Origin of the sequence: Nocardioides luti (assembly GCF_014212315.1) — a bacterium.
In the GTDB taxonomy this organism is placed as follows: Bacteria; Actinomycetota; Actinomycetes; order Propionibacteriales; family Nocardioidaceae; genus Nocardioides; species Nocardioides luti.
In genome coordinates, this window is record NZ_JACKXE010000001.1 from 2,631,287 (window position 1) to 2,657,950 (window position 26,664).

Sequence of the window (26,664 nt, forward strand, 5' to 3'; positions counted from 1 at the left end):
GCCCGGGCCCGCGCCGCCGTCGTCAGGCCTGCTCGACCTCGCTGCGGAGCTTGAGGACCTTCGCGCCGTCGTCCTGCTCGATGAGGTACGCCGGGTCGTCGTCGCTGCCGTTGCGGGTGATCTCGCTGCCCTTGATGGTGCGGGTGACGCTCTCCCGGTGGATCTCGGTGACCTTCCCGGTGGCGCTGCCGTTCCCCCAGGACCAGCTGACCTCGGTGCCTTCGCGGATGCTCATGGTGGTGAGCGTACGAGCGGGCTGGTGGGGTGGCGGCCTCGTGCGGCGGTGAGCTGGCCACCGTCTGAGCCGCCGGAATGGTGGGTGGGTCACCGCTGGGTGGTGGCGGCCCAGTGCTGCAGCGGTGGGTCATCAACCTCTGGGCGCGGGGAAATGGTTGACAGGTCACCGCCTGGTGGTGGCGGTGAGCCAGGCACGGTCTGATGCAGCGAAACGGTGGGCCACTCACCGCCGGGGCCGGCGGTCTCGGTGCGGCGGTGAGTCATCAACCTCCCGACGCGCGGAAACGGTTGACAGGTCACCGCCCGGTGGCGGCGGCCTCCAGCTTCACGAGCGTCGCCTCGACGGCGCGCTGGGTGCGGGCGCGGTACAGCGCGTTGAGCACCCACCGCCCGGGCGGCGGGTAGGCGCTGAGGTCCCACGTCTCGGTGACGAGGGTCGAGCCTTCCTCCTGGGGCGCGAGCTCGTAGCGCCAGCGGTGCAGGCCGACGTGGCGCCACGCGATCAGGCGGCCCTCCTCGAACTCCACGACGCGGTTCCTGATCTTGTACGGCGCCCCGAGGCGCATGTCCATGCCGAAGCGGGAGTCCAGGCGCAGCCGGTCCGGCCCGGAGATCGAGGCGCGGACCGAGCCGGAGCCGTCGATCAGCGGGTGCTGGCGCGGGTCGGCCAGGATCGCGAAGATCCGGTCGGCGGGGGCGGCGATGGTGCGGCTCGCGGTCACGCGGGAGGAGCTCATGCGCCGAGCCTACGGACCGCCCTACGGCGAGCTGATCGTCGGCGTGACCGGCCCGCTGGGCTGGTCGATCGTGCCGCCGGGGTCCTCGGTGGTGGCGTCCTCCGAGGGCAGTGCCGACTCGGACGCGGACGGCGACGACGACGGCGAGGCCGAGGCGGAGGGGGCGGCCGACGCGTCGGGGTCGCCCTCGCCGGCGTACAGGAACACCGCCCGTCCGGAGTAGACGACCACCCCGCCGTAGTAGTTGACCCCGACCGGGCCCGCCCCGGTGTCGCCCGCGACGTCGCGGCCGGTCGCGGCGTCGAGGACGACGCCCTGGCCCGAGTCGAGCAGCCCGTAGACCAGGCCGCGCGTCACCACGCTCACGATCGGCGCGAAGCGCCCGTCCGTCGGCAGTTCCCACGCCTCGCGGTTGCGGGCGACGTCCCAGCCCACGACCTGCGCGCCGGGCTGGTCGGGCTCGCCGATCGTGCAGACGGCGATGTCGTACGCCGGGGAGCAGTCCCAGTCCCAGGCGTCGGTGGTCCGCGGCTTGCCGGCGGCGCCGGTCGCCAGGTCCAGGGACGTGATCGTGGGCTGGGTGAAGACCTCGTCGGTGCGCACCACCAGCACGGAGTCGTCGGTGGTCCCGATCGCGCGGGCGCCGAGCGTGCCGGGCAGCGCCGACCAGCGGGTCAGGCCGCGCGCGAGCGTCAGCGCGCGGATCCGGCCGGCCTCGTCGGGCGTGCCGGTGTCGACGACCACGGCGTCGCTGGTCGCGGTCAGCACCTGCGCCGGTCGGGCCGACCAGGCGACGTCCTCGGTCCGCAGGTCCATCGCGACCGCGGTGTGCGCGGCGCGGCTGTTCGGGACGGAGGAGTCGATGACGACCGTGTCGTCCTGCACGGCGGCGATCTCGCCGGTGACGTCCTCGGCGGGTGCGCGGGGGTCCTGGTCGACGTCGCCGATCGCGGCCTCGCTGATCTCGCCGGTCTCCAGGTCGAAGCGCTGGACGACGTACCGCTGCGTGCCGACCTCCGTGCCCTCGCCGGGCTCCGTGCGGACCTCGAGGGTGTAGCCGGTGCGCGCCTGGTCGTCGACCCAGAGGTCGGTGAAGCTGCCGTCGTCGGAGGTGAGGGAGTACGCCGTGTCGAGGTCCGGTAGCGAGCGCGCGACCACCCGCCCGGCGGTCATCGTGAGGACCACGTCGGTGCCCACGGCGGCGTCGATGACGTCCTCCTCCGGGAACGACGCGGTCGCGTCCGACAGGAAGAGCGTCGGCATCGCCGTCGGGTCGGCCGTGGCGGTCGACGACGGCTCGGTGGCCGCGTCCGGGTCCCCCTGGCGCTGGGCGGCCGGGTCCTTGATCCAGCTGCAGCCGGCACCGAGCGTCAGCACCAGCCCCGTCGCGGCGCCGGCAGACAGGACTCGGCGCAGGGACGGACTCACGCGGACACGATAGGGGAGGGCCTGGAGGAGGACCGGATTGGCGAGCCGCCCCCGGCCGCGGGTAGGTTGTCCGCTGCACGATGTGGTGCCGATCACAGCCGTCCCCGGACTGCTGGGCTCCCCGTCGTGGCGCCCACGCAGATGGATCGGGCCCGGCAGCGGAACACCCACTCGCCTCGCCGTCCCGGCTCCCCCAGCGGCATGCGGAGACCCCGCGGAGCCGGTGAACCGAAGGAGTGCACGTGACCCAGCAGCCCCATGACCAAGGCAGCTTCGGCCCCGACCTGGTGGAGGTCTTCGGACCCTCCCAGCGTGACGGCGGCCCCGACCTCGTCCAGCTTCTGACGCCGGAGGGCGAGCGTGTCCACCACGCGGAGTTCGACCACGACTTCTCCGCCGAGGACCTGCGCGGCTTCTACCGCGACATGGTGCTGACCCGGCGGATCGACACCGAGGCCACCGCCCTGCAGCGGCACGGCGAGCTCGGCATCTGGGCCCAGCTGCTCGGCCAGGAGGCCGCGCAGATCGGCGCCGGCCGCGCGCTGCGCCCGCAGGACTACGTCTTCCCGACCTACCGCGAGCACGGCGTCGCCTACTGCCGCGGCGTCGACCCGCTCAACCTGCTGGGCCTCTTCCGCGGGGTGGACCACGGTGCGTGGAACCCCAACGACAACAACTTCGGCCTCTACACGATCGTGATCGGCGCCCAGGCGCTGCACGCGACCGGCTACGCCATGGGCATCCAGCGCGACGGCGACGTCGGCACCGGCGACCCCGAGCGCGACGCCGCGGTCATCGCGCACTTCGGTGACGGCGCGTCGAGCCAGGGCGACGTCAACGAGGCGTTCATCTTCGCCGCGTCGTACAACGCCCCGGTCGTGTTCTTCTGCCAGAACAACCAGTGGGCGATCTCGGAGCCGATCGAGCGCCAGACCCGGATCCCGCTCTACCAGCGCGCCCTCGGCTTCGGCTTCCCCGGCGTCCGCGTCGACGGGAACGACGTGCTCGCGACGTACGCCGTCACGCAGGCTGCGCTGCAGCGCGCCCGCGACGGCCAGGGCCCGACGCTGGTCGAGGCGTACACCTACCGGATGGGCGCCCACACCACCACCGACGACCCGACCCGCTACCGGCTCAACGACGACGTCGAGCACTGGAAGCTCAAGGACCCGATCGCCCGCGTGAAGGTCTACCTCAGCCGCAACGGCCTGGCCGACGACGCGTTCTACGACGGCGTCCAGCAGGAGGCCGACGAGCTCGGCCACCACCTGCGCGAGGGCTGCAAGGCGCTGCCGGACCCGGCGCCGATGACGATGTTCGACCACGTGTACGCCGAGGAGACCGACGAGCTGCGCGCCCAGCGCGAGGGCTACGCCGCCTACCTCGAGACCTTCGAGGGGGCGCGCTGATGAGCACGCAGAAGATCACGCTGGCCAAGGGCCTCAACATGGGCCTGCGCAAGGCGATGGAGGACGACCCCAAGGTCCTCATCATGGGTGAGGACGTCGGCAAGCTCGGCGGCGTCTTCCGGATCACCGACGGCCTGCAGAAGGACTTCGGCGAGGACCGCGTCATCGACAGCCCGCTGGCGGAGTCCGGCATCGTCGGCACCGCGGTCGGCATGGCCCTGCGCGGCTACCGCCCGGTCGTCGAGATCCAGTTCGACGGCTTCGTCTACCCGGCGTACGACCAGATCGTGTGCCAGGTCGCGAAGATGCGCTACCGCTCCAAGGGCCGCTCCCCGATGCCGATGGTCATCCGGATCCCGTTCGGTGGCGGCATCGGCGCGGTCGAGCACCACTCGGAGTCCCCGGAGGCGCAGTTCGCCCACACGCCCGGCCTCAAGGTCGTCGCGTGCTCGAACCCGGTCGACGGCTACTGGATGATCCAGCAGGCCATCGCCTCCGACGACCCGGTCATCTTCCTCGAGCCCAAGCGGCAGTACCACGCCGACAAGCTCGAGCTCGACGAGTCCGCCCAGCCCGACCCGCTCTTCACCTCGCGCGTGGTCCGGCAGGGCACGGACCTGACGCTGATCTCCTACGGCCCGATGGTCAAGACGGCGCTCAAGGCCGCCGAGGCCGCCGCCGGCGAGGGCAAGTCGATCGAGGTCATCGACCTGCGCACGCTGTCGCCGCTGGACATGGGCCCGGTGCTCGAGTCGGTGCAGCGCACCGGCCGCGCCGTCGTCACCCACGAGGCGCACGTCAACCTCGGCATGGGTGCCGAGGTGTCCGCCCGGATCACCGAGGAGTGCTTCTACCACCTCGAGTCCCCGGTCCTGCGCGTCGGCGGCTTCGACACCCCCTACCCCGCCTCGCGGATCGAGGAGGACTTCCTCCCCGACCTCGACCGGGTGCTGGACGCCGTCGACCGCTCGCTGAGCTTCTGAGAGGCCTGCATGTCTGAGTTCAAGCTGCCCGACGTCGGCGAGGGCCTCACCGAGGCCGAGATCGTGTCCTGGAAGGTCAAGGTCGGCGACGTCATCGCGATCAACGACATCATCGTCGAGATCGAGACCGCCAAGTCCCTGGTCGAGCTGCCGTCGCCGTACGCCGGCACGGTGCTCGCCCTGATGGTCGCCGAGGGCGAGATGGTCGACGTCGGCACGCCGATCATCTCGGTCGGCGACCCGAACGACGCCCCCGCGCCGGCGCCGCAGACCGAGTCCGACCCCTACCTCGGCATGGCCGAGAAGGCCGGGGCCGCCGAGCAGGCGCCGATGGAGATCGACCTGTCCAACCCGGCCGCCTCCGGCGGCGGGGAGGGCGAGAGCCTGGTCGGCCGCAACAAGGCCGACCGCGGCCCGATCCGGCGCGCCCGCAAGGGCCCCGCGTCGCCCGGGACCGAGGCCGGCGCCAACACCCAGCTGCAGCTGCAGGGCGCCTTCGCGGCCGGTGGCGCGCAGTCGAGCGAGGTCGCCGCGGCCGACGAGCCCGCCGTCCCCGCCACCTCCGCGCTGGAGCCCGACCGGGCCCCCGTGTCGGAGTTCGTGCCGGCGTCGGCCACCTCGCCGTCCACCGCGCGGGCGCTGGCGAAGCCACCGGTGCGCAAGCTCGCCAAGGACCTCGGGGTCGACCTGGCCTCGTGCGCCGCGTCCGGGCCGCACGGCTCCGTGACGCGGGCGGACGTCGAGGCCGCTGCCGCTCTCGGTGGTCGAGCCACCCCCGAAGCTCTCGTTGGTCGAGTAGGGGCGAGGAACGAGCCCCGTATCGAGACCCGCGAGACCCGCGAGCCGATCAAGGGCGTGCGCAAGATGATGGCGAACGCCATGGTCGGCTCGGCCTTCACGGCCCCGCACGTCACCGAGTGGATCACCGTCGACGTGACGGCCACGATGGCGTTCGTCGAGCGGCTCAAGAAGCGTCGCGAGTTCAAGGACGTCAAGGTCTCGCCGCTGCTGGTGCTCTCACGGGCGGTCATGCTCGCGATGCGTCGTACGCCCGAGATCAACTCGTTCTGGGACGACGCCGCGCAGGAGGTCGTGCTCAAGCACTACGTGAACCTCGGCATCGCGGCCGCGACCCCCCGTGGCCTGGTCGTCCCGAACGTCAAGGACGCCGACGCCCTGTCGCTGCTCGAGCTGGCGGGTGCGCTCAACCAGCTCACCGCCACCGCGCGCGACGGCAAGACGCAGCCGGCGGAGATGAGCGGCGGCACGTTCACGATCACGAACGTCGGCGTCTTCGGCGTCGACGCCGGCACCCCGATCATCAACCCCGGCGAGTCCGCGATCCTGTGCTTCGGCGCGGTCCGCAAGCAGCCCTGGGTCGTGACGACGGACGGGGTCGACGAGATCGTGCCGCGCCAGATCACCACGCTGGCGCTGTCGTTCGACCACCGCCACATCGACGGGGAGAAGGGCTCGCGCTTCCTCGCCGACGTCGCCGGCCTCCTCGAGGACCCGGCGTCCGCGCTGCTGTTCTGATCGCCAGAGGCGGCGTGAGGGTCCCCGTCGTGGGGACCTTCACGCCGTCGCGGCTTTTCAGGGCCGTCACGGCGGGTAGGAAGGGATCGTGAACGCTGCGGGGTACCCCACCACCGGGGAGATGATGGGCGCCTTCCGCGTCGGCCGCCGGATCGGCGGCGGCGGGATGGGCGTCGTCTTCGAGGCGTACGACGAGGGCCTGGCCCGCCGGGTCGCGCTCAAGGTGATCTCGCCGCACCTCGCCGACGACCCCGCCTTCCGTGCCCGGTTCACCCGGGAGGCGCAGGCGCAGGCCTCGCTCGACTCCGCCCACGTCGTGCACGTCTACGCGCACGGCGAGGCCGACGGCCGGCTGTACATCGCGACCCAGCTCGTCCCCGACGGCGACCTCGGCATGATGGTCCGGGCGCACGGGGGCGCCCCGCTGCGCACGGCCGTCGACCTGATCGCCCAGGTCGCCTCGGGCCTCGCCGACGCGCACGCCGCCGGCCTGATCCACCGCGACATCAAGCCCGCGAACGTCCTCCTCCGGCGGCGCGACTCCGGGCTGCACGCCTACCTCGGCGACTTCGGCATCGCCCGCGAGATCGGCGCCGACCAGACCCTGACCGCGGCCGGGACCGTCGGCACGCCGAGCTACATGGCGCCCGAGCTCCACACGGGGGGGTGCCGCCGGGGTGGCCAGCGACGTGTACTCCCTGGGCTGCCTGCTCTGGGCGACCCTCAGCGGGCAGGCGCCGTACGCCGGCACGTCGGACTTCCAGGTCGTCACCGCGCACCTCGAGCAGCCGGTGCCGCAGCTGGACGGCTCGTCGCCGCTGGTGACCGCCGTGAACCGCGTCCTGCGGACCGCGATGGCCAAGGACCCCGCTGAGCGTCACCCCTCGGCCGCTGCGATGGGCGCCGAGCTGCGGGCCGCGCTGGCGCTGCCGGACGTGGGGCCGCCGGAGGTTCCGTCGGAGGTGGCGCGTGCTGCTGCTCCGGCTCCTGCGCCTGCCGGCTCGGCGGGGCGCGGCCGGCTCGCGCTGGTGGCCGGGCTGGTCGCGCTCGTGCTGCTGGCCGGTGGCGGACTGGCGTACGCCCTCACCCGTGGCGGCGACAGCGACCGGGCGGCGACCCCCGCGAGCCCGCGTCCCTCGGCGTCCGGCGTCACGACCCCCGCGGAGCCGTCGGCGTCGTCCTCGTCGTCGGGGGTGGCTCCGAGCACGAACCAGCGGACCGCGATCGACAACTTCTCGCGCCAGCTCGCGGCGTCGAGCGTGATGTCGCAGGAGCAGTCGAACTGCGTGGCGACCTCGGTGGTCAACCAGCTCGGGCTGTCGAAGCTGGTCGCGGACGGCTTCTTCGCGGAGGACCTGACCTTCCTCGACCCGGACCTGGCCGACCTCCCCGACGAGAAGGCCGCGCTGTCGCAGGCGACGCTCTCCTGCCTGACGCTGGACTGACCGCCGGGCTGGCCGGTCGCACCTACATCCCGTGCGGCTCGCGCGGGTGCATCATCGCGTCGGTGCCGCCGTCGACGAACAGGACGGAGCCGACGACGAGGCTCGCGGCCTCGGAGAGCAGGAAGCCGATGGCGGCGGCGACCTCGTCGGGGCGGCCGGGGCGGCCGATCGCGGTGGGGTACGCGTCGGCGAACACCCCCAGCTCCGGGTCCTCGCGCAGCCGGTCGGTCATGGGTGTCGCGATCAGCCCGGGCGCGACCGCGTTGAGGCGGATGCCGGCACCGATCCAGTGGGGGAGGACGCCCTCGCGCCGCACCCACCAGGCCAGCGCGGCCTTGGTGGCGGGATAGACGTGCACCGCCTCGACACCGCGTGCCGCCGCCCGCGCCGCCGCCTCGTCACCAGCCAGGCACGCGTCAGCGACCGGCAGGCGCCAGCCGGGCTGCGCGGTGATCGAGTTCGAGGCGATGAGCACGACGGCGGCACCCTCGGCACCCCCGGCCGCCAGCAGCGGCCGTAGCCCCTCGGCGAGCGCGACGGCGCCGAAGTAGTTCACCGACACCACGAGCTCCGGGTCCACCCCGGTCAGCCCGGCGATCCCGGCGCAGGGCACCAGCCCGTGGACGACGTCGGTCAGGCCCGCCACGGCGTCGACCGCGGCCTGGCGTCCCGACGACGTCGACAGGTCGGCCACCACGTCGGCGTCGCGCTGGTCGACGGTGACCACCCGGTGCCCGGAGGACCGCAGCAGCGCGGTGGTCGCGGCCCCGATGCCGGAGGCGGCGCCGGTGACGACGTACGTCCTCATCAGGCGTACCGCGCCGCGCGGTCGGCGGGCGACCGCGGCCCGGAGTCCAGCAGCGCGGCCAGCTCGTGCTCGAGGACGGCGCCGACCCGCTGGCAGAAGGCCTCGGGCTCGTCGGCGGCGTCCGGCTTCTCGGCGACGATCCGGTCCACGATGCCGAGCGCGTGCAGGTCGAGCGCGCGGACCCGCTGGGCGCGGGCCATCTCGGGGGCGTGGTCGAGGTCGCGGTGCACGATCGCGCTGGCCCCCTCGGGCGGCAGCGGCGAGAGCCAGGCGTGCTGGGCGGCGACGACGCGGTCGGCGGGCAGCAGGGCGAGCGCGCCCCCGCCGTTCCCCTCGCCGAGCATCAGGCACAGCGTCGGCGCGTCGAGGGTGACCAGGTCGGCCAGGCAGCGGGCGATCTCGCCGGCGAGCCCGCCGTTCTCGGCGTCGGGGGAGAGAGCGGCGCCCTGGGTGTCGATGACGGTGACCAGCGGCAGTCCGAGCTCGGAGGCCAGCCGCATCCCGCGCCGGGCCTCGCGCAGCGCCTCGGGCCCCATCGGGTGGTCGGCGGTCTGGCCGCGCCGGTCCTGGCCGAGGAACACGCACGGCGCCTGGCCGAAGCGCACCAGCGCGATCAGCAGCCCGGGGTCGTGCTCGCCCTGGCCGGTGCCGTTGAGGGGGACGACGTCGGTGGCGGCGTACTTCAGCAGCCGGCGTACGCCGGGGCGGTCCGGGCGCCGCGAGCGCGTCACGGCGTCCCAGGTGTCGACGTCGGGGAGCGGCGTCAGCGGGATCGGTGCCGGGACGGGCTCGATGCCGTGCCGCGGTGCGAGCAGGATCGTCAGCGCCCGGTCCAGGATCCCCGCGATCTCCTCGGGCGGCAGGACCGCGTCGATGATGCCGCGGGCGTAGAGGTTCTCCGACGTCTGGACGCCCTCGGGGAACTCCTTGCCGTACAGCGCCGAGTAGACCCGCGGCCCCAGGAAGCCGACCAGCGCGCCCGGCTCGGCGACGGTCACGTGGCCGAGCGAGCCCCACGACGCCATCACGCCGCCGGTGGTGGGGTGGCGGAGGTAGACGAGGTACGGCAGCCCGGCCGTCTTGTGCGCCATCACCGCCTCCGAGATCCGCACCATCTGCACGAACGCGGGCGTGCCCTCCTGCATCCGGGTGCCGCCGCTGATCGGGGCGGCCAGCAGCGGGAGGCCCTCCCGGGTGGCGCGCTGGATCGCGGCGACCAGCCGGTCGGCGGACGCGCGGCCGATGGATCCGGCGAGGAAGCCGAACTCACCGACCACGACGGCGACCCGGCGCCCGTGCATCAGGCCCTCGCCGCTCAGGACCGACTCGTCGACGCCGCTCTTCTCCGCGGCCGCGGCCAGCTCGGCGGCGTACGCCTCGGAGACCTCGCCCCGCACCGGCGGCACGTCCCACGACGACCAGGACCCCTCATCGAGGACGAGGGCGATCAGCTCGGCGGCGTTGAGGCGCGTCATCGGGGCAGCGTATTGCCCCCGGCCGGCCGTGAGCGGGAATACCCCGGACGCCGCAGGGGCTGGCCCCGGGTGACCACCGAGACCCTGCCTGCCCTGACGCCGCTGCTGCGGGAGCGCCGCAGCATCCGGACGTACGACGACACGCACGTGCTCGCCGACGCCGACCTCCGGCTGCTGCTCGAGGCGGCGCGCTGGTCGGCCTCCGCCGGCAACTCGCAGCCGTGGGCCTTCCTCGTGGGGCGGCGCGGCGACGCGGCGCACCGGGGGTTCGTGGAGCTGCTGTCGCGGGGCAACACGTCGTGGGCGCCGCGGGCCAGCGCGCTCCTCTTCTCGCTGCACCAGGTGGCGACCGGGCCGGAGGAGGACGCGCTGACCTACTCCGACTACGCGGCCTACGACCTCGGGCAGTCGGTCGCGCAGCTGGGCGTCCAGGCGGCCGCGCTCGGGCTCTCGATCCACCAGTTCGCCGGCTTCGACCACGACGCCCTCGCGGCCGCGGCCGGCGTCCCGCCGCACTGGAGGGTCACCACCGGCATCGCCGTCGGGCTCGCCCTGCCCGACGGGCCCGAGGCCGACGCGCTCCTCCGCGAGCGGGACCACCGCCCGCGGGTGCGCAAGCCGCTCGCCGAGGTGGCGTACGGCGGCACGTTCGGTGCCGCGCTGGAGCTCTGAGCCGGGTCGGACCCGGTGCCCCGGGGGCTGCCGGAGGCATGCGGTTTGGTCACCAACCGCAGGTTCGGGGGCCGAAAACGTGCGGTTGGTGACCAAACGTCGCGTTCCGGACCTACCCTCGGCCCGTGAGCACCACCACGACCGCGCCCGACGTCGCCGGGCCCGGTGCCGCGGCTCGCACCTGGAACCGTCCCCGGTGGGCGGCCATCGGGGTGCTCCTGGTGCTGGGGGCCGTGGGTGCCGCATGGTGGTCGGCGTCCTCCTCCGCCATCGACGAGGTGGAGGTGACGACCCGGACGCCGCAGTGCACCGGCACCTCGCTGACCCACCGGGCGACGGCCCCCACCATCGATGCGGTCGCGGGCATGCGCTGCACGTTCACGGTCGAGGTGCGCAACGGCAGCGGTCGTGACGTCGACCTGGCCAGGGCCGTCGTGCCGGGCGGCGCGCAGGACACGGGCGCCGTCGTGCGGGTGGCCTCGATCGCCGGGCGGACGCCGGACTCCGACCCCGCCTCGATCAACGGGTTCGCGCCGCTGGACCACCGGCTCGCGTCCGGTGACTCCTTCACCTTCGACATCGTGCTGGTGTTCAAGCCGTCCGGGTGCAACGCCGGGACCACGGCCTCGCTCGGCGACTGGCCCCAGGTCGAGGTGCGGTCCTGGGGTCGCACCGTCAGTCGCCCCAGCAGCGGTGAGCTCCGATTCCACCGGAAGGGCACCACTCCCGGCTGCCGGAGCTGAGGCTCCTCAGCCCCGCTCGCGCCACGCGGCCAGCACGGCCGCCTCGTCCTCGCGCGACCACCCGGTCACGACGGCGTCGGGGGTCTCCTGCAGCCACCGGATCGTGTCGGCCGCGGTCTCGGAGAGCGGGCGGGTGACCAGGCCGGCGTCGTACGACGCGGTGACGTCGTGGGCCATCAGGCCGAGGTACTCCTGAGCCGGGGGCGGACCCGGCGCCCGGGGGCTGCCGGAGGCATGCGGTTTGGTCACCAACCGCAGGTTCGGGGGCCGAAAACGTGCGGTTGGTGACCAAACGTCGCGTTCCGGACCTACCCTCGGCCCGTGAGCACCACCACGACCGCGCCCGACGTCGCCGGCGCGCGCAGCCCGCGTCGGCGCCTGGTCACGATGCTGGTGCCGATGCTGCTCGTGGCGGCAGTGGCCCCCGGCGTGGTCGGGTTCCGCTGGTGGACCCACCCGGACCTCTTCGCGGACCAGGGCTCGTCGCTCCGGGCCGCCCCGGCACCGCTCGGCCGGTCCACCCTCAGTGCGGCCGTGACCTTCCCGAGACGGGGTGAGAGCGGCACCATCACCTTCCGGAGCGCGACGGCGCACCTGGCGGAGGACACCGCGGCGGCCGACGTGTCGCTGGCCGTGTGCCATCGGGACGCCGGCCAGGACCCGGTGGGTGGCGTCCGCGGTGAGCCGGGGCCCGCCTGCAGAGAGCTGACGCCGATCGTCGACGGCACCCGGATGACGGTCGGCGGCGGCCCGGAGCGGGGCGACTACGTCGTCGCCGTCATCACGCCCACCCGGCCCGGCACGTCACGCCTGACCCGGGTCGACCTCGACTACACCCTCGGTCGCGCCGGGTGGTGGCGCCACGGTACCGACACCGTCCGCCTCGACCTCACGGTCCGGGCGCGCTGAGGCTCCTCAGCCCCGCTCGCGCCACGCGGCCAGCACGGCCGCCTCGTCCTCGCGCGACCACCCGGACACGACGGCGTCGGGGGTCTCCTGCAGCCACCGGATCGTGTCGGCCGCGGTCTCGGAGAGCGGGCGGGTGACCAGGCCGGCGTCGTACGACGCGGTGACGTCGTGGGCCATCAGGCCGAGGTACTCCGGCAGCGGCAGCCACACCGGCACCGAGCGCGGTCCCATCCACGGCTCGACGTCGTGCTCGAGCAGGAAGTCCTGCGGCACGGCGGTGAAGGTGACCGCGGTCGGGTCGAGCAGCTCCAGGTCGCGGGCCGCCGCCGCGACCGCGTCGGTGAACGCGGCCCGGCTCATCGGGCGGGCGGTGCCGTCGAAGGTGCCGGTCGTACGCCGCTCGCAGGCGCCGACCAGCCAGGTCGCGAGGTCCCGCACGTCGATCACCTGGACCTGGTCGTTGGCGTCGCCCGGGACCAGCACCTCGGGGTGCGTGGCGGTGTCGGCGAGCCGGGCCGGCCAGTAGGTGAAGCGGCCGGTCGGGTCGCCCGGGCCCACGATCAGCCCGGGCCGCACGACGATCGCGGACGGGGCGCCGTCCAGGACGGCCTGCTCGCAGGCGACCTTCATCGGGCCGTAGGCCTCGGGGTCCTCGCGCAGGTCGCGGTCCTCGGTGACGGGCTCGTGCAGCGGCAGGTTCTCCGGGCCGCCGCGGGGCGTCGCGTCGTCGGCGTACACGTTGATCGTCGAGACGAAGGCCCAGTGCGCCGACGGCCAGGCCGCCACGGCCGCGCGGACCCACGAGGGGTGCCGGGCCACGTCGACGACCGCGTCGAACTCCTCGGCGGCCAGCTCCGCGGGCACGGGGCCGCTCCGGTCCCACGCCACGTGCCGCACGCCGTCGGGCACCGACCCGGACTCGCCCCGGCACGCGCAGACGACCTCGTGCCCGCGTCGTACGGCCTCCTCCGCCGTCGCGCGCGAGAGGAACACCGTGCCGCCCAGAACCAGGAGTCTCATGGGCACAGCCGACAGGAGGGGGCGGTCGCGGGCAAGGGTGTTCGCTCTGGGCGCACCCCAAAGACAAGTGAGCCACTAGACTAGATCTAGTATCGGCGTGGGGGGAGCGGCGCCCGGGTCCCGACGCCCGGTGACGACTGTGGTGGTCCGTCACCGGGTCTCCGGGCCCGGGCGCCGACCGGGTCGGCGTCAGGAGCGCTTCGGGGTGGTGGCGCCGTTGAGCCAGGCGTCGAAGAACGAGGTCAGGTCCAGCCCGGTCTGCTCGGACCACCAGCCGGTGATGTCGTCGTAGTCGGCGTTGGCGTACTGGTGCACCGTCGGCCACTCGCGGACCAGCCGCCAGAACTCCGCGTCGCCGATCCGCTGGCGCAGCTCGTGCCACATCAGGGCGGGGCCGTAGTAGATGTTGCCCTCGCCGAAGGTCGCGGGGTCGTAGTCGTGCGGCGGACCGGACTCGCGCCGCATCCGCGGCTCGAAGGTCGCCCAGTAGTCCATGAGCTCGTCGACCGTCTGGCCGGAGGTCTCGGCCTGGTAGACGCCCTGGAGGTACATCGCCATGCCCTCGTTCATCCACACGTCGCGCCAGTCCGCGGGGGTGACCTCGTCGCCGTACCACTGGTGCACGATCTCGTGGACGATCACCTCGGGCGACGTGGTGTAGTCGGTCGTCCCGAGCGTGATCATCGTCTGCGTCTCCATGCCGCTGCGCGAGTCGACGAGCAGGATGCCGAGCGAGTCGAAGGGGTAGGGCCCGAGCTTGCCCTCGACCCAGTCCAGCGCGTCCGCGGTCTGGCGCAGGCCCTTGACGGTGAACGGCGCGCTGCGCGGGGTCCAGTACGACAGCGGGACGCCGTTCCCGGACCGGTCCTTGGTCCGGTCGTAGTCGCCGATCGCGATCGTGACGAGGTACGACGCCGCCGGCCGGTCCAGCTCCCAGCGGGTGACCGTGGTGCCGCGCTCGGTGGTGCGGGAGGTCAGCTCGCCGTTGGCGACGCCGACCATCGGCGACGGCGCCGCGATCGTGAAGGAGTAGAACGCCTTGTCGCCGGGCTGGTCGTTGACGGCGTACCAGCTGTAGGCGCCGAACGGCTCCTGCATCGTCCAGACGCCGTCGTCGCTGTCGACCGTCCAGCCGGTGGTGCTGAAGTCGGAGCGGGTCGTGGGCGCGGCGACCGGACGCGGGACGCCGGCGTAGGAGATCTCGAGGACGTAGCGCTCGTCGGCGCCGACGTCGGTGTGGATGACGAGGTCCTTGCCGGGGTGGTCGTACGTCGCGTCCTCGCCGTCGACGGTCACGGCCGAGACCTCCAGCGGCTTGGCGAGGTCCAGCTGCAGGTGGTCGGCGTCCGCCGTGGCCCGCACGACCACGGTCTCGACGGCGGTGAGCAGGTGCGTCCTCGGGGTCCAGGCGAGGTCGAGGTCGTAGGACAGCGCGTCCACGCCGGGGTCGCCGACCCGGGGGTAGACCCGGTCCTCGGTCGTGTCGCTGACGGCGGCGTCGAGCCGCGGGTCGTCGGCCTCGGGCGTCGGGGTGCCGCCGGCGGGGACCACCGTCCCCGCGGCCGTCGCGTCGTTCCCGGCCGGGGCGCTCGACGGGTCGGCCGAGGGGTCGTCGTTCCCGTCCGAGGTGCAGCCGCCGAGCAGCAGCGCCGCGACGACCAGCCCGGCAGCGGTGGGGCGCAGCCTCACTCGGAGCCCCGCAGCAGCGGCCGGGCGAGCTTGCGGCCGTGGTGGATCTGCGCCTTGATCGTGCCGAGCGGCGCGCCCACCTGCTCGGCGATCTCCTCGTAGGACATGCCGTAGACGTCGCGCAGCAGCAGCGGCTCGACGAACTGCGGATGGTCGCGCTCGATGCTCTCCATCGCCTCGAGCAGGTCGAGGCGGGTGCCGGCGATGACGCTGGTCGTGCGCGGGTCGGGCCGCTCGTGCGAGCCGGTGGCCTGCGGGTCGGCGGGGACGGCCTGGTTCTTCATCCGGCGGTACGTCGTCCGCGCGCTGTTGACCGCGACGACGTGCATCCAGGTGGTGAAGCGGCCGCGACCGCCCCACGAGCCGATCTTGTTGGCGATGTTGAGCAGCGCCTCCTGGCAGGCGTCCTCGGCGTCGGGCGTGTAGGGCAGCACCCCGCGGCAGACGTTGAGGGCCCGCGGCCGGATCGCGCCGAGCAGCAGCTCGAGCGCGTCGCGGTCGCCGTCCTGGGCCCGCCGCGCCAACGCGTCGATCCCGTCGGGCGTCGTGGCCTCGGCGTACGTGTCCCCGGTCATGCTGCGCTGCTCATGCGTGTGGTTCCTTTCCCCGTGCCGGCGACACTAGTCGAGCGCTCCGGGGACCTGGCCTCCGGAGCGCTCGACGTTGGGGGATCGTTATCAGCCGCCGTCGGCGGCTACTTCACCTCGGAGCGGAGCAGCATCCACACGCCGACCGTGAGCGGCGCGAGCAGCCACAGCACCCCGGTGACGCCGAGGTGGGCCCACTGCTCCCCGGTCAGGGACCCGTCGAACAGCGCGGTCTGCGTGAAGTTGAAGTCCACCCACGGCTGCAGGTCGCGGAACCACGCCTGGCTGTTCGCCAGCACCATCGCCAGGGTCGGGACCACGAACGAGTAGACGAAGTAGGCCACGATCGCGCCGGGGCTGTTGCGGATCACCACGCCGAGCATGAAGCCGACCAGCAGGCCGAGCACGTTCGCGAGCACAATGTGCAGGAGCACCACGACGCTGTCGTCCCAGACCGTCGGAACCCCGGCGATCGCGCTGCCGGCGATGTTGCCGAGCGCCCCGATCGCCATCGCGACGACCATCGAGACGACCCCGATGGCGACGGCGACGATGCCCTTGGCGAGCACGGTCCGGCCGCGGTGCGGCACGAGCGTGAACGTCGTCAGCCCGCTGCGCTGGCTCCACTCGCTCGTGACCGACAGGATCGCGACGATCGGCAGCAGGATCGACATGGGGACGCCGATGGCGGCGGCGAACGAGTCGAAGGTGAGCTGGTCGCGAGGGGCCCAGAGGAGCACGGCGCCGGTCGCGAGCAGCGCGGTGATGCCGATGCTCGCGAGCAGCCAGAAGCCCGACCGGGTGTCGAAGCTCTTGCGAGCCTCGACGGCGACGATCCGCGACAGCGGGATGGGGCGTCGTACGACGGCGGGCGCGGCGGTGCCCGTGCGGGGCTCGGCCGCGACCGGACTGACCAGGGTGCTCATGCTGCTGCTCCTTCTCGTTGGGTGTCGGCGGTGAGCTCGAGGAACATCTCCTCGAGCCCGGCGCCCTCGGCGGCGCGGAGCTCGGCGAGCGCCAGACCCGCGCGTTGGGCGACCACCCCGACGGCGGCGGGGTCGGCGTCGACGCGCAGGGCGTCGGTGCCGCCGGTGGCGGTGCTGGGGACGAAGCCGAGCCCGGCCGCGGTCAGGGCCGTGGCCAGCGCCGGGACGTCGGCGGTGCGGACGACGGTGCCGGCGGAGCGCAGGAGCTCGGCCTTGGTGCCCTGGGCGACGATCCGGCCCTGGCCGATGACGACGAGGTCGTCGGCGATGACCTCGATCTCGTGCAGGAGGTGGCTGGAGAGCAGCACGGTGCCGCCGCCGTCGGCGTACCCCCGCAGCAGGTCGCGCATCCAGCGGATACCGGCCGGGTCGAGCCCGTTGGCGGGCTCGTCGAGGATCAGCACGCCGGGGTCGCCGAGCAGGGCGGTGGCGATGCCGAGCCGCTGGCGCATGCCGAGCGAGTAGTGCCGGACCCGGCGGTTCGCCTCGGTCTCGGTGAGGCTCACCAGGTCGAGGATCTCGTCGACGCGGCGGGCCGGGAGGCCCATCATCCGCTGCGCGACGGTGAGGATCTCGCGACCGGTGCGGCCCGCGTGCTGGGCGGAGGCGTCGAGGAGGACGCCGACGTCGAGGCCCGGGTTGGGGAGGTCGGCGAACCGCTGCCCGTTGATCTCGACGCGGCCGGAGGTGGCCGGCGTGAGGCCGACCATGATCCGCATCGTCGTGGACTTGCCGGCGCCGTTGGGACCGAGGAAGCCGGTCACGCGACCCGCCTCGGCCGTGAAGGTGATGTCGTCGACGGCGGTGAAGGCGCCGTACGTCCTGGTGAGTGAGTCGACCGTGATCATGCCGAGAAGCCTCGCGGCGACGGGGCTCCGGGCACATCGGGGAAGTCGCTGAGACGGACCCCGGCCGGCCCCCCGGCCCGACCCCGCCCCGACCCCGGGACGCGTCTCGGGGTCGACCCCGGGGACCCGTCCGGGGGCCTCACCCATAATGCAGGCATGTCCATGCCCGCCCGTCTCGGTCGCTACGCCGTGCGCCGACGCATCGGGTCGGGCGGTTTCGCCACCGTGTGGCTGGCCTACGACGAGCAGCTCGACTCGCCGGTCGCGGTCAAGGTGCTGGCGGACAACTGGACCGAGGACCACCACGTGCGGCAGCGGTTCCTCGAGGAGGGCCGCTACCTGCGCAAGGTCGAGTCGCCGCACGTCGTGTCGGTCTACGACGCGGGCGAGCTCGAGGACGGCCGGCCCTACCTCGTCATGTCGTACGCCGACCAGGGCACCCTCGCGGACCGCCTCGAGGTCGAGGGGCTGACCCCGGCTCAGGCGATGGAGGTCGTGCGCCAGGTGGGCGCCGGGCTCCACGCACTGCACCAGCGCGGCATCCTGCACCGGGACGTGAAGCCCGCCAACGTCCTCTTCCGCACCGTGGACGGCGAGGTGCGGGCGATGGTCGGCGACCTCGGCCTCGGCAAGGCCCTGGACATGTCGTCGCGGCTGACGATGATCGCGGGCACCCCGTCGTTCGTCGCGCCCGAGCAGGCGCAGGGCGAGGCCCTCGACGCGCGCGCCGACCAGTACTCCCTGGCCGCCCTGGCCTTCCTGCTGCTGGCCGGCCGGGCGCCGTACGCCCACGCCTCGCTGGCCGCGGCCGCCGAGCCCGGCCCGCCGCCGTCGCTGTCGACGGACGACCGGCCGTTCCCGCGCGAGGTGGAGGACGTCGTACGCCGTGGCCTCGCGCCCGGGCGCGACGACCGCTGGCCGGACGTGACGGCGTTCGTCGACGCGCTCGCGCGCTCGCTCGGGTCCGGCGCCCAGGTGCCGATCGCGGAGCCGTGGATGCCGGTCGACCCGAACCTCACCCAGCCCGGCGCCGCGCCGTCGCGTCGTCCTGCCTCGGGCGACCTCGGCGAGCTCGGCGAGCCGGTGCCGCCGGCCGCGGCCCCCCGGCGCCGGACGGGACGCGTCGTCGTCGCGGCGCTCGTCGGCCTGGCGGCCCTGGCGGTGGGGGCGGGGGTCGGCTACGCCTACGAGCAGCGCTCCGAGACCACCGCGACCCTCACCGACGCCGACGGGAACCTCACCGTCACCGTGCCCGAGACGTGGCAGCGGACGGTCGCGCCGGACGGGTGGAAGCCGCCGAACGACCGCGGCGAGTTCCCCGCGCTGTCGGTCGGCACGTCGGCCGACTGGACCGCGACGGACTCCAGCGCGCAGGGCGTCTTCCTCGGCATCCTGCCCGGCACCGAGCTGCCGCAGCAGGTCCCGCAGCACCCCGAGTGCGGGAGCGCCGCCGAGCCGGTCGAGGACAACCTCGACGGCGACGCGGCCGTGACCGTCGTCTACTCCTCGTGCCCCGGCGGCGTCACCGTCGAGCGGGTCGTGCAGGTGGCCGTGAACCGGCTGCTGTGGGTGCAGGTGCGCAGCGCGTCGCGCGCCACGGCCAACGCCGTCCTGGACTCGGTGGACACGTCCGGGATCTGAGCCGGGACCTGAGCGGGCCTACTGCACCTTGGCGACGCTGTTGCCGACCTTCTCGAGCAGGTCCTCGAGACCGTCCTGGTCGACGGCGCGGCCGACGACCGACATCTCGAACTTCGCCTCGCTCTCGCCGGGGATGCTGAACCAGCGGAACGAGTTGAAGCGCTGCGTGTTGCGGGTCGGGTCGCGGTAGCTGAACGACAGCAGGTCACCGGTCTGCCCCAGCACCTCGACGTCGGCGTAGCCCGCGTCCATCGCCGCGAGCTTCTGCGCGACCATCGCCTCGCGGGTCTTGTGCTCCGTCGAGAGCTTCACGCGGAGGCTGAAGCCACCGATCTCGGGCTCGCCCTTGGGTCGCCAGCGGATCTCGTCGAGGTTCTCGACGGTCGGCTTCCAGCCCTTCGGCACCTGGTAGGCCCACTCGTACGGCGCCTCGCCCAGCGTGACCTTGCGGTAGTCGAGCCCGGCCTGCAGCGGCGGGTAGGGGATGTCGGCGGCGAACGGCTTCTCCGGGTCGACGGGGTACGACGGGTTGCGCGCCGGGACCGGCGCGGCCGACGCGAGGGTCGTCGGCTGGTCCCGGGTGAGGTGCCCGACGGCGTACCCCCCGGCCAGCCCGAGCAGGGCGAGCACGAGCGCCGCCCCGAGTCCCCGCATGCCCATGCGGGCCACGGTATCCGGCGCACCCGGTGAGAGTTGCGTCACCCGTGGCCGAGGCGCTTGTGTGGGCGCCATGACTTCCGGGACCACGCACCTCCTCGACCAGCACCGCGCCCGCCTCGACGCCGCGGTGGCCGCCTGCGCGAGCCGCGGCTACCACTCCGCCTTCGACGAGTCGCCGTCGCCGCGCGTGTACGGCGAGAGCGCGGCCGCCGACGGCCGGGCGGCCTACGACGCGCTGCTGGACGCGCCCTTCCCGGTCGAGACCCCGGGCGCCGAGGGGACCGTGGGCGGCGAGCGCTCGCCGTACGGCGTGGACCTGGGCGTGACCTACCCGCTGGTGACCGCGGCGGGCGTCGACGCGCTGCTCGCGGCGGCCGGTGCCGGGCTCAAGCCGTGGCGCGACGCGGGCCCGGAGGCCCGCACCGGCGTCTGCCTGGAGATCCTGGACCGCCTCCACGGGCGGATCTTCGAGCTCGCGAACGCCGTCCAGCACACCAGCGGCCAGGCGTTCGTGATGGCCTTCCAGGCCGGGGGCGCGCACGCGCTCGACCGCGCGCTCGAGGCGATCGCCTACGCGTGGACCGAGATGACGCGGACGCCCGCGACCGCGCTGTGGGAGAAGCCCGGGCGCGGCGAGCCGCTGCGGATGGAGAAGACCTTCACGGTCGTCCCGCGCGGGATCGCGCTGGTGATCGGCTGCAACACCTTCCCGACGTGGAACTCCTGGCCCGGCCTCTTCGCCTCGCTGGTCACCGGCAACCCCGTCGTCGTGAAGCCGCACGCCGCCGCGGTGCTGCCGCTCGCGATCACGGTCCAGGTCTGCCGCGAGGTGCTGGCCGAGGCCGGCTTCGACCCCAACCTCGTCACGCTCGCCGCCGAGGACCCCGCCGACAAGCTGGCCGCGGTGCTGGCGGTGCGGCCCGAGGTGAGGCTCATCGACTTCACCGGCGGCAACGCCTTCGGCGACTGGCTCGAGGCGAACGCCCGGCAGGCGACGGTCTTCACCGAGAAGGCCGGCGTCAACACCGTCGTCATCGACTCGACGGACGACTTCCGGGCGCTGTGCCAGAACCTCGCCTTCTCGTTCTCGCTCTACTCCGGCCAGATGTGCACGGCCCCGCAGAACGTCTACCTCCCGGCCGCCGGGGTGCGGACCGAGGACGGTGTGAAGTCGCCCGAGGAGGTCGGTGCCGGTATCGAGGCCGCGCTCGGCAAGCTGCTCGGTGACGACGCCCGCGCGGTCGAGCTGCTCGGCGGGGTGGTCAGCCCGGACGTGCTCGGCCGGCTGGACGCGGCCGGGGCGCCCGACGCACGCGGCGACGTGCTGGTCGCCTCGCGGACCGTCACGCACCCGGCGTACGCCGACGCCGTCGTGCGCACGCCCACGCTGATCTCGCTGACGGCCGCGGACGCCGACGTCTACGAGTCGGAGTGCTTCGGGCCGGTCGCCTATCTGATCTCGACCGGCGGCACCGACGAGTCGATCGAGCTGTTCCGCGACACGGTCCAGCGCCACGGCGCCATGACCGCCGCGGTCTACTCGACCTCGCCCGACGTGCTGGCGTCGATGCGCGACGCCGCCCTCGACGCCGGCGTCGCCCTGTCGGAGAACCTCCTCGGCGCGGTCTTCGTCAACCAGTCCGCCGCGTTCTCCGACTTCCACGGCACCGGCGCGAACCCGGCCGCCAACGCGTCGTACACCGACGGTGCCTACGTCGCGTCCCGGTTCCGCGTGGTCCAGTCGCGGAGGCACGTCTGACGGCGCCCCGGAGGTTTCGAGACGGTTGCTGCGCAACCTCCTCAACCACCGGTTCGCCCGGAGGTTTCGAGACGGTTGCTGCGCAACCTCCTCAACCACCGGGTCGCCCGGAGGTTTCGAGACGGTTGCTGCGCAACCTCCTCAACCACCGGGTCGCCCGGTGGTTGAGGAAGGCGCTCTGGCGCCTGTCTCGAAACCACCGATGAATCGCGGACCTGACCCCGGTCTGTCGTATCCGTAGCCCCCCGTTCGTGGAACAGGTGAGACCCCCGTCCACGCAAGACTCGAGGAGACCGGAATGACCGACCACAAGAGCCGCTGGCTGGCGCTGTACGTGCTGTGCCTGGGCGACCTGATGATCGTGCTCGACTCGAGCATCGTGAACGTCGCGCTGCCCTCGATCCAGTCCGACCTGGGGTTCTCCCAGTCGGCGCTGGCGTGGGTGGTCAACGCCTACCTCCTGACCTTCGGCGGGTTCCTGCTGCTGAGCGGCCGGCTGGGCGACCTGTTCGGCAACAAGCGGGTCTTCCAGACCGGGGTCGTGTCGTTCACGGTCGCCTCGGTGCTGTGCGGGCTGGCGCCGTCGTCCGGGCTGCTGGTCGCGGGGAGGGCGGTCCAGGGCCTCGGCGGCGCGGCGGTGTCCGCGGTCGCGCTGAGCCTGATCATGGGGCTCTTCTCCGACCCGGCCGAGCGCGCGAAGGCGATGGGCTTCTTCGGGTTCGTGATGTCCGGCGGTGGCGCCGTCGGCGTGCTGCTCGGCGGGGTGCTGACCGGGCTGTTCTCGTGGCACTGGATCTTCCTCGTGAACGTCCCGATCGGCGCGGCCGTGTGGGTCGCCGCGCGCCGGGTGCTGCCCGCCGACGAGACCGTGGACGAGCCGGGCCGGCTCGACGTCGCCGGCGCCGTCCTCGTGACCGTCGCGCTGATGCTGTCGGTCTACGGCATCGTCGGCGGCAACGAGGCCGGCTGGACCTCCGCCCGCACGCTGGTCCTGCTCGGTGCCAGCGTCGCGCTGCTCGCCGTCTTCGTCGGGTGGGAGTCCCGCGCGGCGCACCCGCTCGTCCCGCTGCGCCTCTTCACGCTGCGCAACGTCGCGATCTCGCAGGTGGTCGGCGTGCTGTGGGCGGCCGCCATGTTCGCGTGGTTCTTCCTGGCCGCGCTGTACCTCCAGAAGGTGCTCGGCTACTCCGCGCTCGAGGTCGGGCTCGCGTTCGTCCCCACCAGCGTGGTGATGGCGTTCTGCTCGCTGAAGATCTCCGACCGCCTCGTGATGCGCTTCGGGATCCGTCCGCCGCTCACGACCGGGCTCCTGCTCGCCGCCGCGTCGCTCGCGCTGTTCTCACGGGCGCCGGTCGACGGCAGCTTCCTGGCCGACGTACTCCCCTCGATGCTGCTCCTGGGCGCCGGCGCCGGCATCGCCTTCAACCCCGTCCTGCTCGCCGCCATGGGCGACGTCGAGCCGCACGAGTCCGGGCTGGCGTCCGGGGTCGTGAACACCAGCTTCATGATGGGCGGCGCGCTCGGGCTGGCGATCCTGGTGGCGCTGTCGGAGTCGCGTACGACGGCCCTGGTCGCGTCCGGCGCCGACCCCGTGACCGCCCTCAACGAGGGGTTCCAGGCGTCCTTCCTGGCGGGCGCGTGCTGCGCGCTGGCGGCGGCCGTCGTCGGGGGTGCGCTGCTGCGGCCGAAGCCCCTGCAGGGCCCGCCCGAGGAGGCCGCCCCGGGCGCCGCGACGGTCGCGCGGGACGCCTGCCCGGACCCCGTCTGACCCCGCCCGGGGGAGTGACGTCCGCCTCATGACCGGGGGCGGTCGGAGCCCTCCCGGAGCCGCCGTTAGCGTGGTCTGTCATGACGAGCCACCTGATCCGGGATGCGCGCCTGATCCCCCTCGCGGAGGGGGACCGCACGCCCGACCGACCCGTCGACGTCCTGGTCGTCGACGGCACGGTCACGGCGGTCGGCCCGGCCCTCGAGCGCCCCGACGGGGCGAGTGTCCTCGATGCCGGCGGCCGTTGGCTGATGCCCGGTCTGTGGGACCAGCACGTGCACCTCGCGCAGTGGACGCTGGCCTCGCAGCGGCTCGACCTCGCCGGCGCCCGCTCGCCCGAGGACGCGACCGCGATGGTGGCCGAGCGCGTGGCGGCGTACCCCGAGGTGCCGGTCATCGGCTGGGGCCACCGCTCCGGCGGCTGGGAGCGCGACGTCACCGTCTCCGAGCTCGACGCGGTCTCCGGCGACACCGCCGTCGTGCTGATCAGCGGCGACGGCCACCACGCCTGGCTCAACACGACCGCCCTCATGCACCTCGCGATGCCGGTGCGCGACTCGGTCGTCCGCGAGGCCGAGTGGTTCGCGGCGTACCCCCGCCTGGCCACCCTCGTCGGCAACGACGGCACCTCGCCGGAGGCCTACCGCCGCACCCTCGAGCACGCGGCGTCGATGGGGATCGTCGGCATCGTCGACTTCGAGTTCAGCGGCGGCGCCGAGGAGTGGGCCGAGCGGTGGGCCGCCGGCGCCGACCTGCTGCGGATCCGGATGGCGACGTACGCCGACACCCTCGAGCACGTGATCGCCGCCGGCCTGCGGACCGGCGACACGCTGCCGGGCTGCGACGCGCGCGCCACCATGGGGCCGCTCAAGATCATCAGCGACGGCTCGCTGAACACGCGGACCGCGTGGTGCTGCGACCCGTACGCCGACGCGCACCGCCTGGAGTACCCCTCCGGGCAGCCCAACCTCTCCGGCGACGAGCTCCGCGACCTGCTCGGCCGCGCGCACGGCTCCGGGCTCGAGGTCGCGACCCACGCGATCGGCGACGCGGCCGTGGCCGAGGCGCTGGCGGCGTACGCCGAGACCGGCGCCCGCGGATCGATCGAGCACGCGCAGATGGTCAACCGCGACGACGTCCGTGCCATGGCGCGGCTGGGGATCCGCGGGTCGATCCAGCCCGCGCACCTCCTCGACGACCGCGACCTGACCGAGAAGATCTGGCCCGGGCGGGCCGAGCGGTGCTTCGCGTTCCGCTGGATGCTCGACGACGGCGTCACGCTGGCGCTCGGGTCGGACGCCCCGGTCTCCCCGCTCGACCCGTGGCTGGCGATCGCCGCGGCCGTGCACCGCAGCGCCGACGACCGCGAGCCCTGGCACGCCGAGCAGGCGCTCACTCCTCGCGAGGCGCTGGCAGCGTCCGTCGACGGCCAGCCGACCGTGGCCGTGGGCTCGCGCGGCGACCTGGTGCTGCTCGACGCCGACCCGCTCGCCGGCTTCGAGCCCGGCGCCGAGACCGCGAAGGTGGGCGAGGCGCTGCGGACGATGACCGTCGCGCTCACGATGGTGGCCGGCGAGCTCGTGCACACGACGCTCTGAGGCGGGTGGCCGCGTGAGCGGTGAGCTGTCAACCGTTCCGGTCAGGAGAACGGTTGCTCACGCACCGCCGCCCGGGCCGCCTGCGCGCCCGCCGAGCTCGTCGGCCAGCAGCGCCGCGTGCAGCGACACCCGGATGTCCGGGTCGTCGAGGCGGGCGTCGAGGAGGGTCTCGACCTTGGCCAGCCGGGCGTAGAACGCCGGGCGCGAGAGGTGCAGCGACGCCGCGGCCGCGGCCTTGCTGGCGGGGTGCTGCACGAGGGCGCGTACGGCGGCCAGCAGGTCGGTCCCGTGCGCTTCGTCGTGCGCCCGGAGGGCGTCGAGCTCGCGCGCGACGAAGAGCCGCAGCCGGTCGTCCTCGCCGAGCAGCGTGAGCAGCCCGCGCAGGTGGACGTCCTCGAGCCGGTGCACCACCCGGTCGCGGCCGAGGGTGCGGACGGCGTCAACCACCTGCCGCGACTCCCGCAGCGTGCGGTCGACGGTGGCGAGCGAGTCCGTGGCCCGCCCGGCGCCCACGGCCACGGCGTGGCTGCGGGCGACCCGGGCCGCGAGGGCGTCCACGGCCCCGTCGGCCGCGGACCCGGCCGACCCCGCGGACCCGGAACCCGATACGGCCGGCAGCGACAGCAGCACCCGCACGTCCTGGTCCATCTCGCACACCAGCGCGGGGACCCGGGCGGCCTGCGCCGCGTGCACCACCGCCGCCACGACCTCGTCGCCCGTCGGCCGCCGCCCGCCACTCCCACCCCCGGCCGCCTCCGCCCGCGGCCGCAGCGTCAGCCCCACGAACCGCCGCCGGGCGGTGGGGAAGCCGGCCAGCTCGCAGCGCCGGCGTACGTCCTCGGTCGCGGGGTCGGTCTGCAGCGCGAGCACCAGCTCGTGGTGCGTACGCCGGACCAGGTTGTCGCGGTCCCGGTCGTGCAGCCGGTGCAGGGCGAGCGCCGCGGCCCCGCGCTCGACGACGGCGATGTCGCGCTGCGACGGCGGCGCCGGCGCCTGCAGCACCAGCCGCCCCCAGCCCCGCTCGCGCGGGCCGAGCCGGGTGACCAGCCAGCCCTGCGCCGGGTCCCACGTCGTGCGCCCCGGCAGCGCCACCCGTGCCGACCGCGCCTGCCAGTCGTCGAGGAAGCCGCCCACGTCGGCGGGCCCGGCCAGGTAGTCCAGCACCTGGTGCTGCTCGCTCTCCAGCACCACCGCCGCCCCGGCCAGCCGCTGGACGGCGGCCAGGATCTCCGCCGGCGCCGCCTCGGCCAGCGACAGGTCGGTGAAGGTCTCGTGCACGCGCTCGGCGTCGCGCAGCTCGGCCAGCTGCTCGTCGACGACGCGCTCGCCGACCGCCTGGGTGATCGAGGCGAAGCGGGAGACGCGCCCGAGGCGGACGAGCGGCAGCGCGACCCGCTCGCACGCGTCGACGAGCTCCGCGGGGAGCTCGCCGGGCAGGTCGCCGGTCCACCGACGGCCGAGCTCGACGAGCAGCCCGGACGCCCCGACCTCGGCCAGGCTCTCGGCGAACGTCGCCAGCGCCCCCGGCGACTCCGGCAGCCCGATCCCGGTGGTCAGCACCAGGTCGCCGGCGCGCAGCAGCGGCGCGATGTCGGCCAGCTCGGTGGCGTGCACCCAGCGCACCGGCTGGTCGAGCGAGCCTGCGCCGGCCAGCACGCGCGGCTCGGCGCTGCGCAGCACCGGGAGCGCGAGCACGTCGCGCAGCGACAGGTGCGCCATGGGCGGC

General features: G+C 73.9%; 25 protein-coding genes. 12 read left to right on the plus strand and 13 right to left on the minus strand.

Going from position 1 to position 26,664, the window contains the following annotated elements:
• Positions 1–22: 22 nt before the first annotated feature.
• The 3 genes from H5V45_RS12480 to H5V45_RS12490 all read right to left on the minus strand — a co-directional run bounded on the left by H5V45_RS12480 (position 23) and on the right by H5V45_RS12490 (position 2,402).
• Entirely contained in the window at positions 23–235 is a 213-nt protein-coding gene (locus H5V45_RS12480; protein ID WP_185253221.1) for a hypervirulence associated TUDOR domain-containing protein, read from the minus strand.
• A gap of 298 nt (positions 236–533) precedes the next feature.
• Positions 534–974, minus strand: coding sequence for an SRPBCC family protein (locus H5V45_RS12485; protein WP_185253222.1), 441 nt, complete (start codon positions 972–974; stop codon positions 534–536).
• 21 nt (positions 975–995) lie between these two features.
• Positions 996–2,402 (minus strand): hypothetical protein, encoded by a 1,407-nt coding sequence (locus H5V45_RS12490; protein WP_185253223.1) that lies wholly within the window; start codon positions 2,400–2,402, stop codon positions 996–998.
• 284 nt (positions 2,403–2,686) lie between these two features.
• Between H5V45_RS12490 and pdhA the strand changes: the two genes are divergently transcribed.
• The 5 genes from pdhA (at position 2,687) to H5V45_RS12515 (ending at position 7,775) form a co-directional block, all read left to right on the plus strand.
• Positions 2,687–3,811, plus strand: a complete 1,125-nt coding sequence (pdhA, locus tag H5V45_RS12495) for a pyruvate dehydrogenase (acetyl-transferring) E1 component subunit alpha (RefSeq protein ID WP_221634498.1) — start codon at positions 2,687–2,689, stop codon at positions 3,809–3,811.
• Positions 3,811–4,794, plus strand: coding sequence for an alpha-ketoacid dehydrogenase subunit beta (locus H5V45_RS12500; protein WP_185253225.1), 984 nt, complete (start codon positions 3,811–3,813; stop codon positions 4,792–4,794). Before pdhA ends, H5V45_RS12500 begins: the two co-directional genes overlap by 1 nt.
• A gap of 9 nt (positions 4,795–4,803) precedes the next feature.
• A complete protein-coding gene (locus tag H5V45_RS12505) occupies positions 4,804–6,330 on the plus strand; it encodes a 2-oxo acid dehydrogenase subunit E2 (protein WP_185253226.1) in 1,527 nt (508 codons plus the stop codon).
• A gap of 88 nt (positions 6,331–6,418) precedes the next feature.
• Positions 6,419–7,204 carry a protein kinase domain-containing protein gene (locus H5V45_RS12510; protein ID WP_185253227.1) on the plus strand — a complete coding sequence of 262 codons (786 nt, stop codon included), beginning with the start codon at positions 6,419–6,421 and terminating at the stop codon, positions 7,202–7,204.
• Positions 7,161–7,775 (plus strand): hypothetical protein, encoded by a 615-nt coding sequence (locus H5V45_RS12515; RefSeq protein WP_185253228.1) that lies wholly within the window; start codon positions 7,161–7,163, stop codon positions 7,773–7,775. The genes H5V45_RS12510 and H5V45_RS12515 overlap by 44 nt, the downstream gene beginning before the upstream one ends.
• 22 nt (positions 7,776–7,797) lie before the next feature.
• Here the strand turns inward: H5V45_RS12515 and H5V45_RS12520 are convergent, their stop codons facing one another.
• Together H5V45_RS12520 and H5V45_RS12525 are read right to left on the minus strand one after the other, a co-directional pair.
• Positions 7,798–8,583 carry an SDR family oxidoreductase gene (locus tag H5V45_RS12520; protein WP_185253229.1) on the minus strand — a complete coding sequence of 262 codons (786 nt, stop codon included), beginning with the start codon at positions 8,581–8,583 and terminating at the stop codon, positions 7,798–7,800.
• On the minus strand, positions 8,583–10,058 hold the full coding sequence (locus tag H5V45_RS12525) for a carboxyl transferase domain-containing protein (RefSeq protein ID WP_185253230.1): 1,476 nt from the start codon (positions 10,056–10,058) through the stop codon (positions 8,583–8,585). Before H5V45_RS12525 ends, H5V45_RS12520 begins: the two co-directional genes overlap by 1 nt.
• Before the next feature lie 69 nt (positions 10,059–10,127).
• Between H5V45_RS12525 and H5V45_RS12530 the strand changes: the two genes are divergently transcribed.
• A complete protein-coding gene (locus H5V45_RS12530; RefSeq protein ID WP_185253231.1) occupies positions 10,128–10,730 on the plus strand; it encodes a nitroreductase family protein in 603 nt (200 codons plus the stop codon).
• A 125-nt stretch (positions 10,731–10,855) separates the two neighbouring features.
• Positions 10,856–11,473, plus strand: a complete 618-nt coding sequence (locus tag H5V45_RS12535; RefSeq protein ID WP_185253232.1) for a hypothetical protein — start codon at positions 10,856–10,858, stop codon at positions 11,471–11,473.
• 6 nt (positions 11,474–11,479) lie between these two features.
• Here H5V45_RS12535 and H5V45_RS12540 read toward each other — a convergent pair whose 3' ends face one another.
• Positions 11,480–11,722 (minus strand): hypothetical protein, encoded by a 243-nt coding sequence (locus H5V45_RS12540; protein WP_185253233.1) that lies wholly within the window; start codon positions 11,720–11,722, stop codon positions 11,480–11,482.
• Positions 11,723–11,794: 72 nt separating this feature from the next.
• On the opposite strand from H5V45_RS12540, the gene H5V45_RS12545 reads away from it, so the two are divergent.
• Positions 11,795–12,382 carry a hypothetical protein gene (locus H5V45_RS12545; protein ID WP_185253234.1) on the plus strand — a complete coding sequence of 196 codons (588 nt, stop codon included), beginning with the start codon at positions 11,795–11,797 and terminating at the stop codon, positions 12,380–12,382.
• A gap of 6 nt (positions 12,383–12,388) precedes the next feature.
• On the opposite strand, the gene H5V45_RS12550 is transcribed toward H5V45_RS12545, so the two are convergent.
• The 5 genes from H5V45_RS12550 to H5V45_RS12570 form a co-directional block, all read right to left on the minus strand.
• Complete coding sequence (locus tag H5V45_RS12550) at positions 12,389–13,402, minus strand: NAD-dependent epimerase/dehydratase family protein (RefSeq protein ID WP_185253235.1); 1,014 nt, start codon at positions 13,400–13,402, stop codon at positions 12,389–12,391.
• Between the two features lie 189 nt (positions 13,403–13,591).
• Complete coding sequence (locus tag H5V45_RS12555) at positions 13,592–15,091, minus strand: M1 family aminopeptidase (protein ID WP_185253236.1); 1,500 nt, start codon at positions 15,089–15,091, stop codon at positions 13,592–13,594.
• The gene (locus H5V45_RS12560; RefSeq protein WP_185253237.1) at positions 15,088–15,666 is read right to left on the minus strand and encodes an RNA polymerase sigma factor; all 579 of its coding nucleotides are present in this window, start codon (positions 15,664–15,666) and stop codon (positions 15,088–15,090) included. Before H5V45_RS12560 ends, H5V45_RS12555 begins: the two co-directional genes overlap by 4 nt.
• A 119-nt stretch (positions 15,667–15,785) precedes the next feature.
• Positions 15,786–16,604, minus strand: coding sequence for an ABC transporter permease subunit (locus tag H5V45_RS12565; RefSeq protein WP_185253238.1), 819 nt, complete (start codon positions 16,602–16,604; stop codon positions 15,786–15,788).
• Positions 16,601–17,512, minus strand: coding sequence for an ABC transporter ATP-binding protein (locus tag H5V45_RS12570; RefSeq protein ID WP_185253239.1), 912 nt, complete (start codon positions 17,510–17,512; stop codon positions 16,601–16,603). The genes H5V45_RS12565 and H5V45_RS12570 overlap by 4 nt, the downstream gene beginning before the upstream one ends.
• A 156-nt stretch (positions 17,513–17,668) precedes the next feature.
• Here H5V45_RS12570 and H5V45_RS12575 point away from each other — a divergent pair, with 156 nt between their 5' ends.
• The gene (locus tag H5V45_RS12575; protein ID WP_185253240.1) at positions 17,669–19,153 is read left to right on the plus strand and encodes a serine/threonine-protein kinase; all 1,485 of its coding nucleotides are present in this window, start codon (positions 17,669–17,671) and stop codon (positions 19,151–19,153) included.
• 18 nt (positions 19,154–19,171) lie between these two features.
• On the opposite strand, the gene H5V45_RS12580 is transcribed toward H5V45_RS12575, so the two are convergent.
• Positions 19,172–19,813, minus strand: a complete 642-nt coding sequence (locus H5V45_RS12580) for a hypothetical protein (RefSeq protein WP_185253241.1) — start codon at positions 19,811–19,813, stop codon at positions 19,172–19,174.
• A gap of 70 nt (positions 19,814–19,883) precedes the next feature.
• Between H5V45_RS12580 and paaN the strand changes: the two genes are divergently transcribed.
• The 3 genes from paaN (at position 19,884) to H5V45_RS12595 (ending at position 24,938) form a co-directional block, all read left to right on the plus strand.
• Positions 19,884–21,572, plus strand: a complete 1,689-nt coding sequence (paaN, locus tag H5V45_RS12585; protein WP_185253242.1) for a phenylacetic acid degradation protein PaaN — start codon at positions 19,884–19,886, stop codon at positions 21,570–21,572.
• A gap of 298 nt (positions 21,573–21,870) precedes the next feature.
• Complete coding sequence (locus tag H5V45_RS12590; RefSeq protein WP_185253243.1) at positions 21,871–23,340, plus strand: DHA2 family efflux MFS transporter permease subunit; 1,470 nt, start codon at positions 21,871–21,873, stop codon at positions 23,338–23,340.
• Between the two features lie 80 nt (positions 23,341–23,420).
• Positions 23,421–24,938, plus strand: a complete 1,518-nt coding sequence (locus tag H5V45_RS12595; protein WP_185253244.1) for an amidohydrolase — start codon at positions 23,421–23,423, stop codon at positions 24,936–24,938.
• 57 nt (positions 24,939–24,995) lie between these two features.
• On the opposite strand, the gene H5V45_RS12600 is transcribed toward H5V45_RS12595, so the two are convergent.
• Positions 24,996–26,657: a PucR family transcriptional regulator gene (locus H5V45_RS12600; RefSeq protein ID WP_185253245.1), complete on the minus strand. Its 1,662-nt coding sequence runs from the start codon at positions 26,655–26,657 to the stop codon at positions 24,996–24,998.
• Positions 26,658–26,664 lie beyond the last annotated feature (7 nt).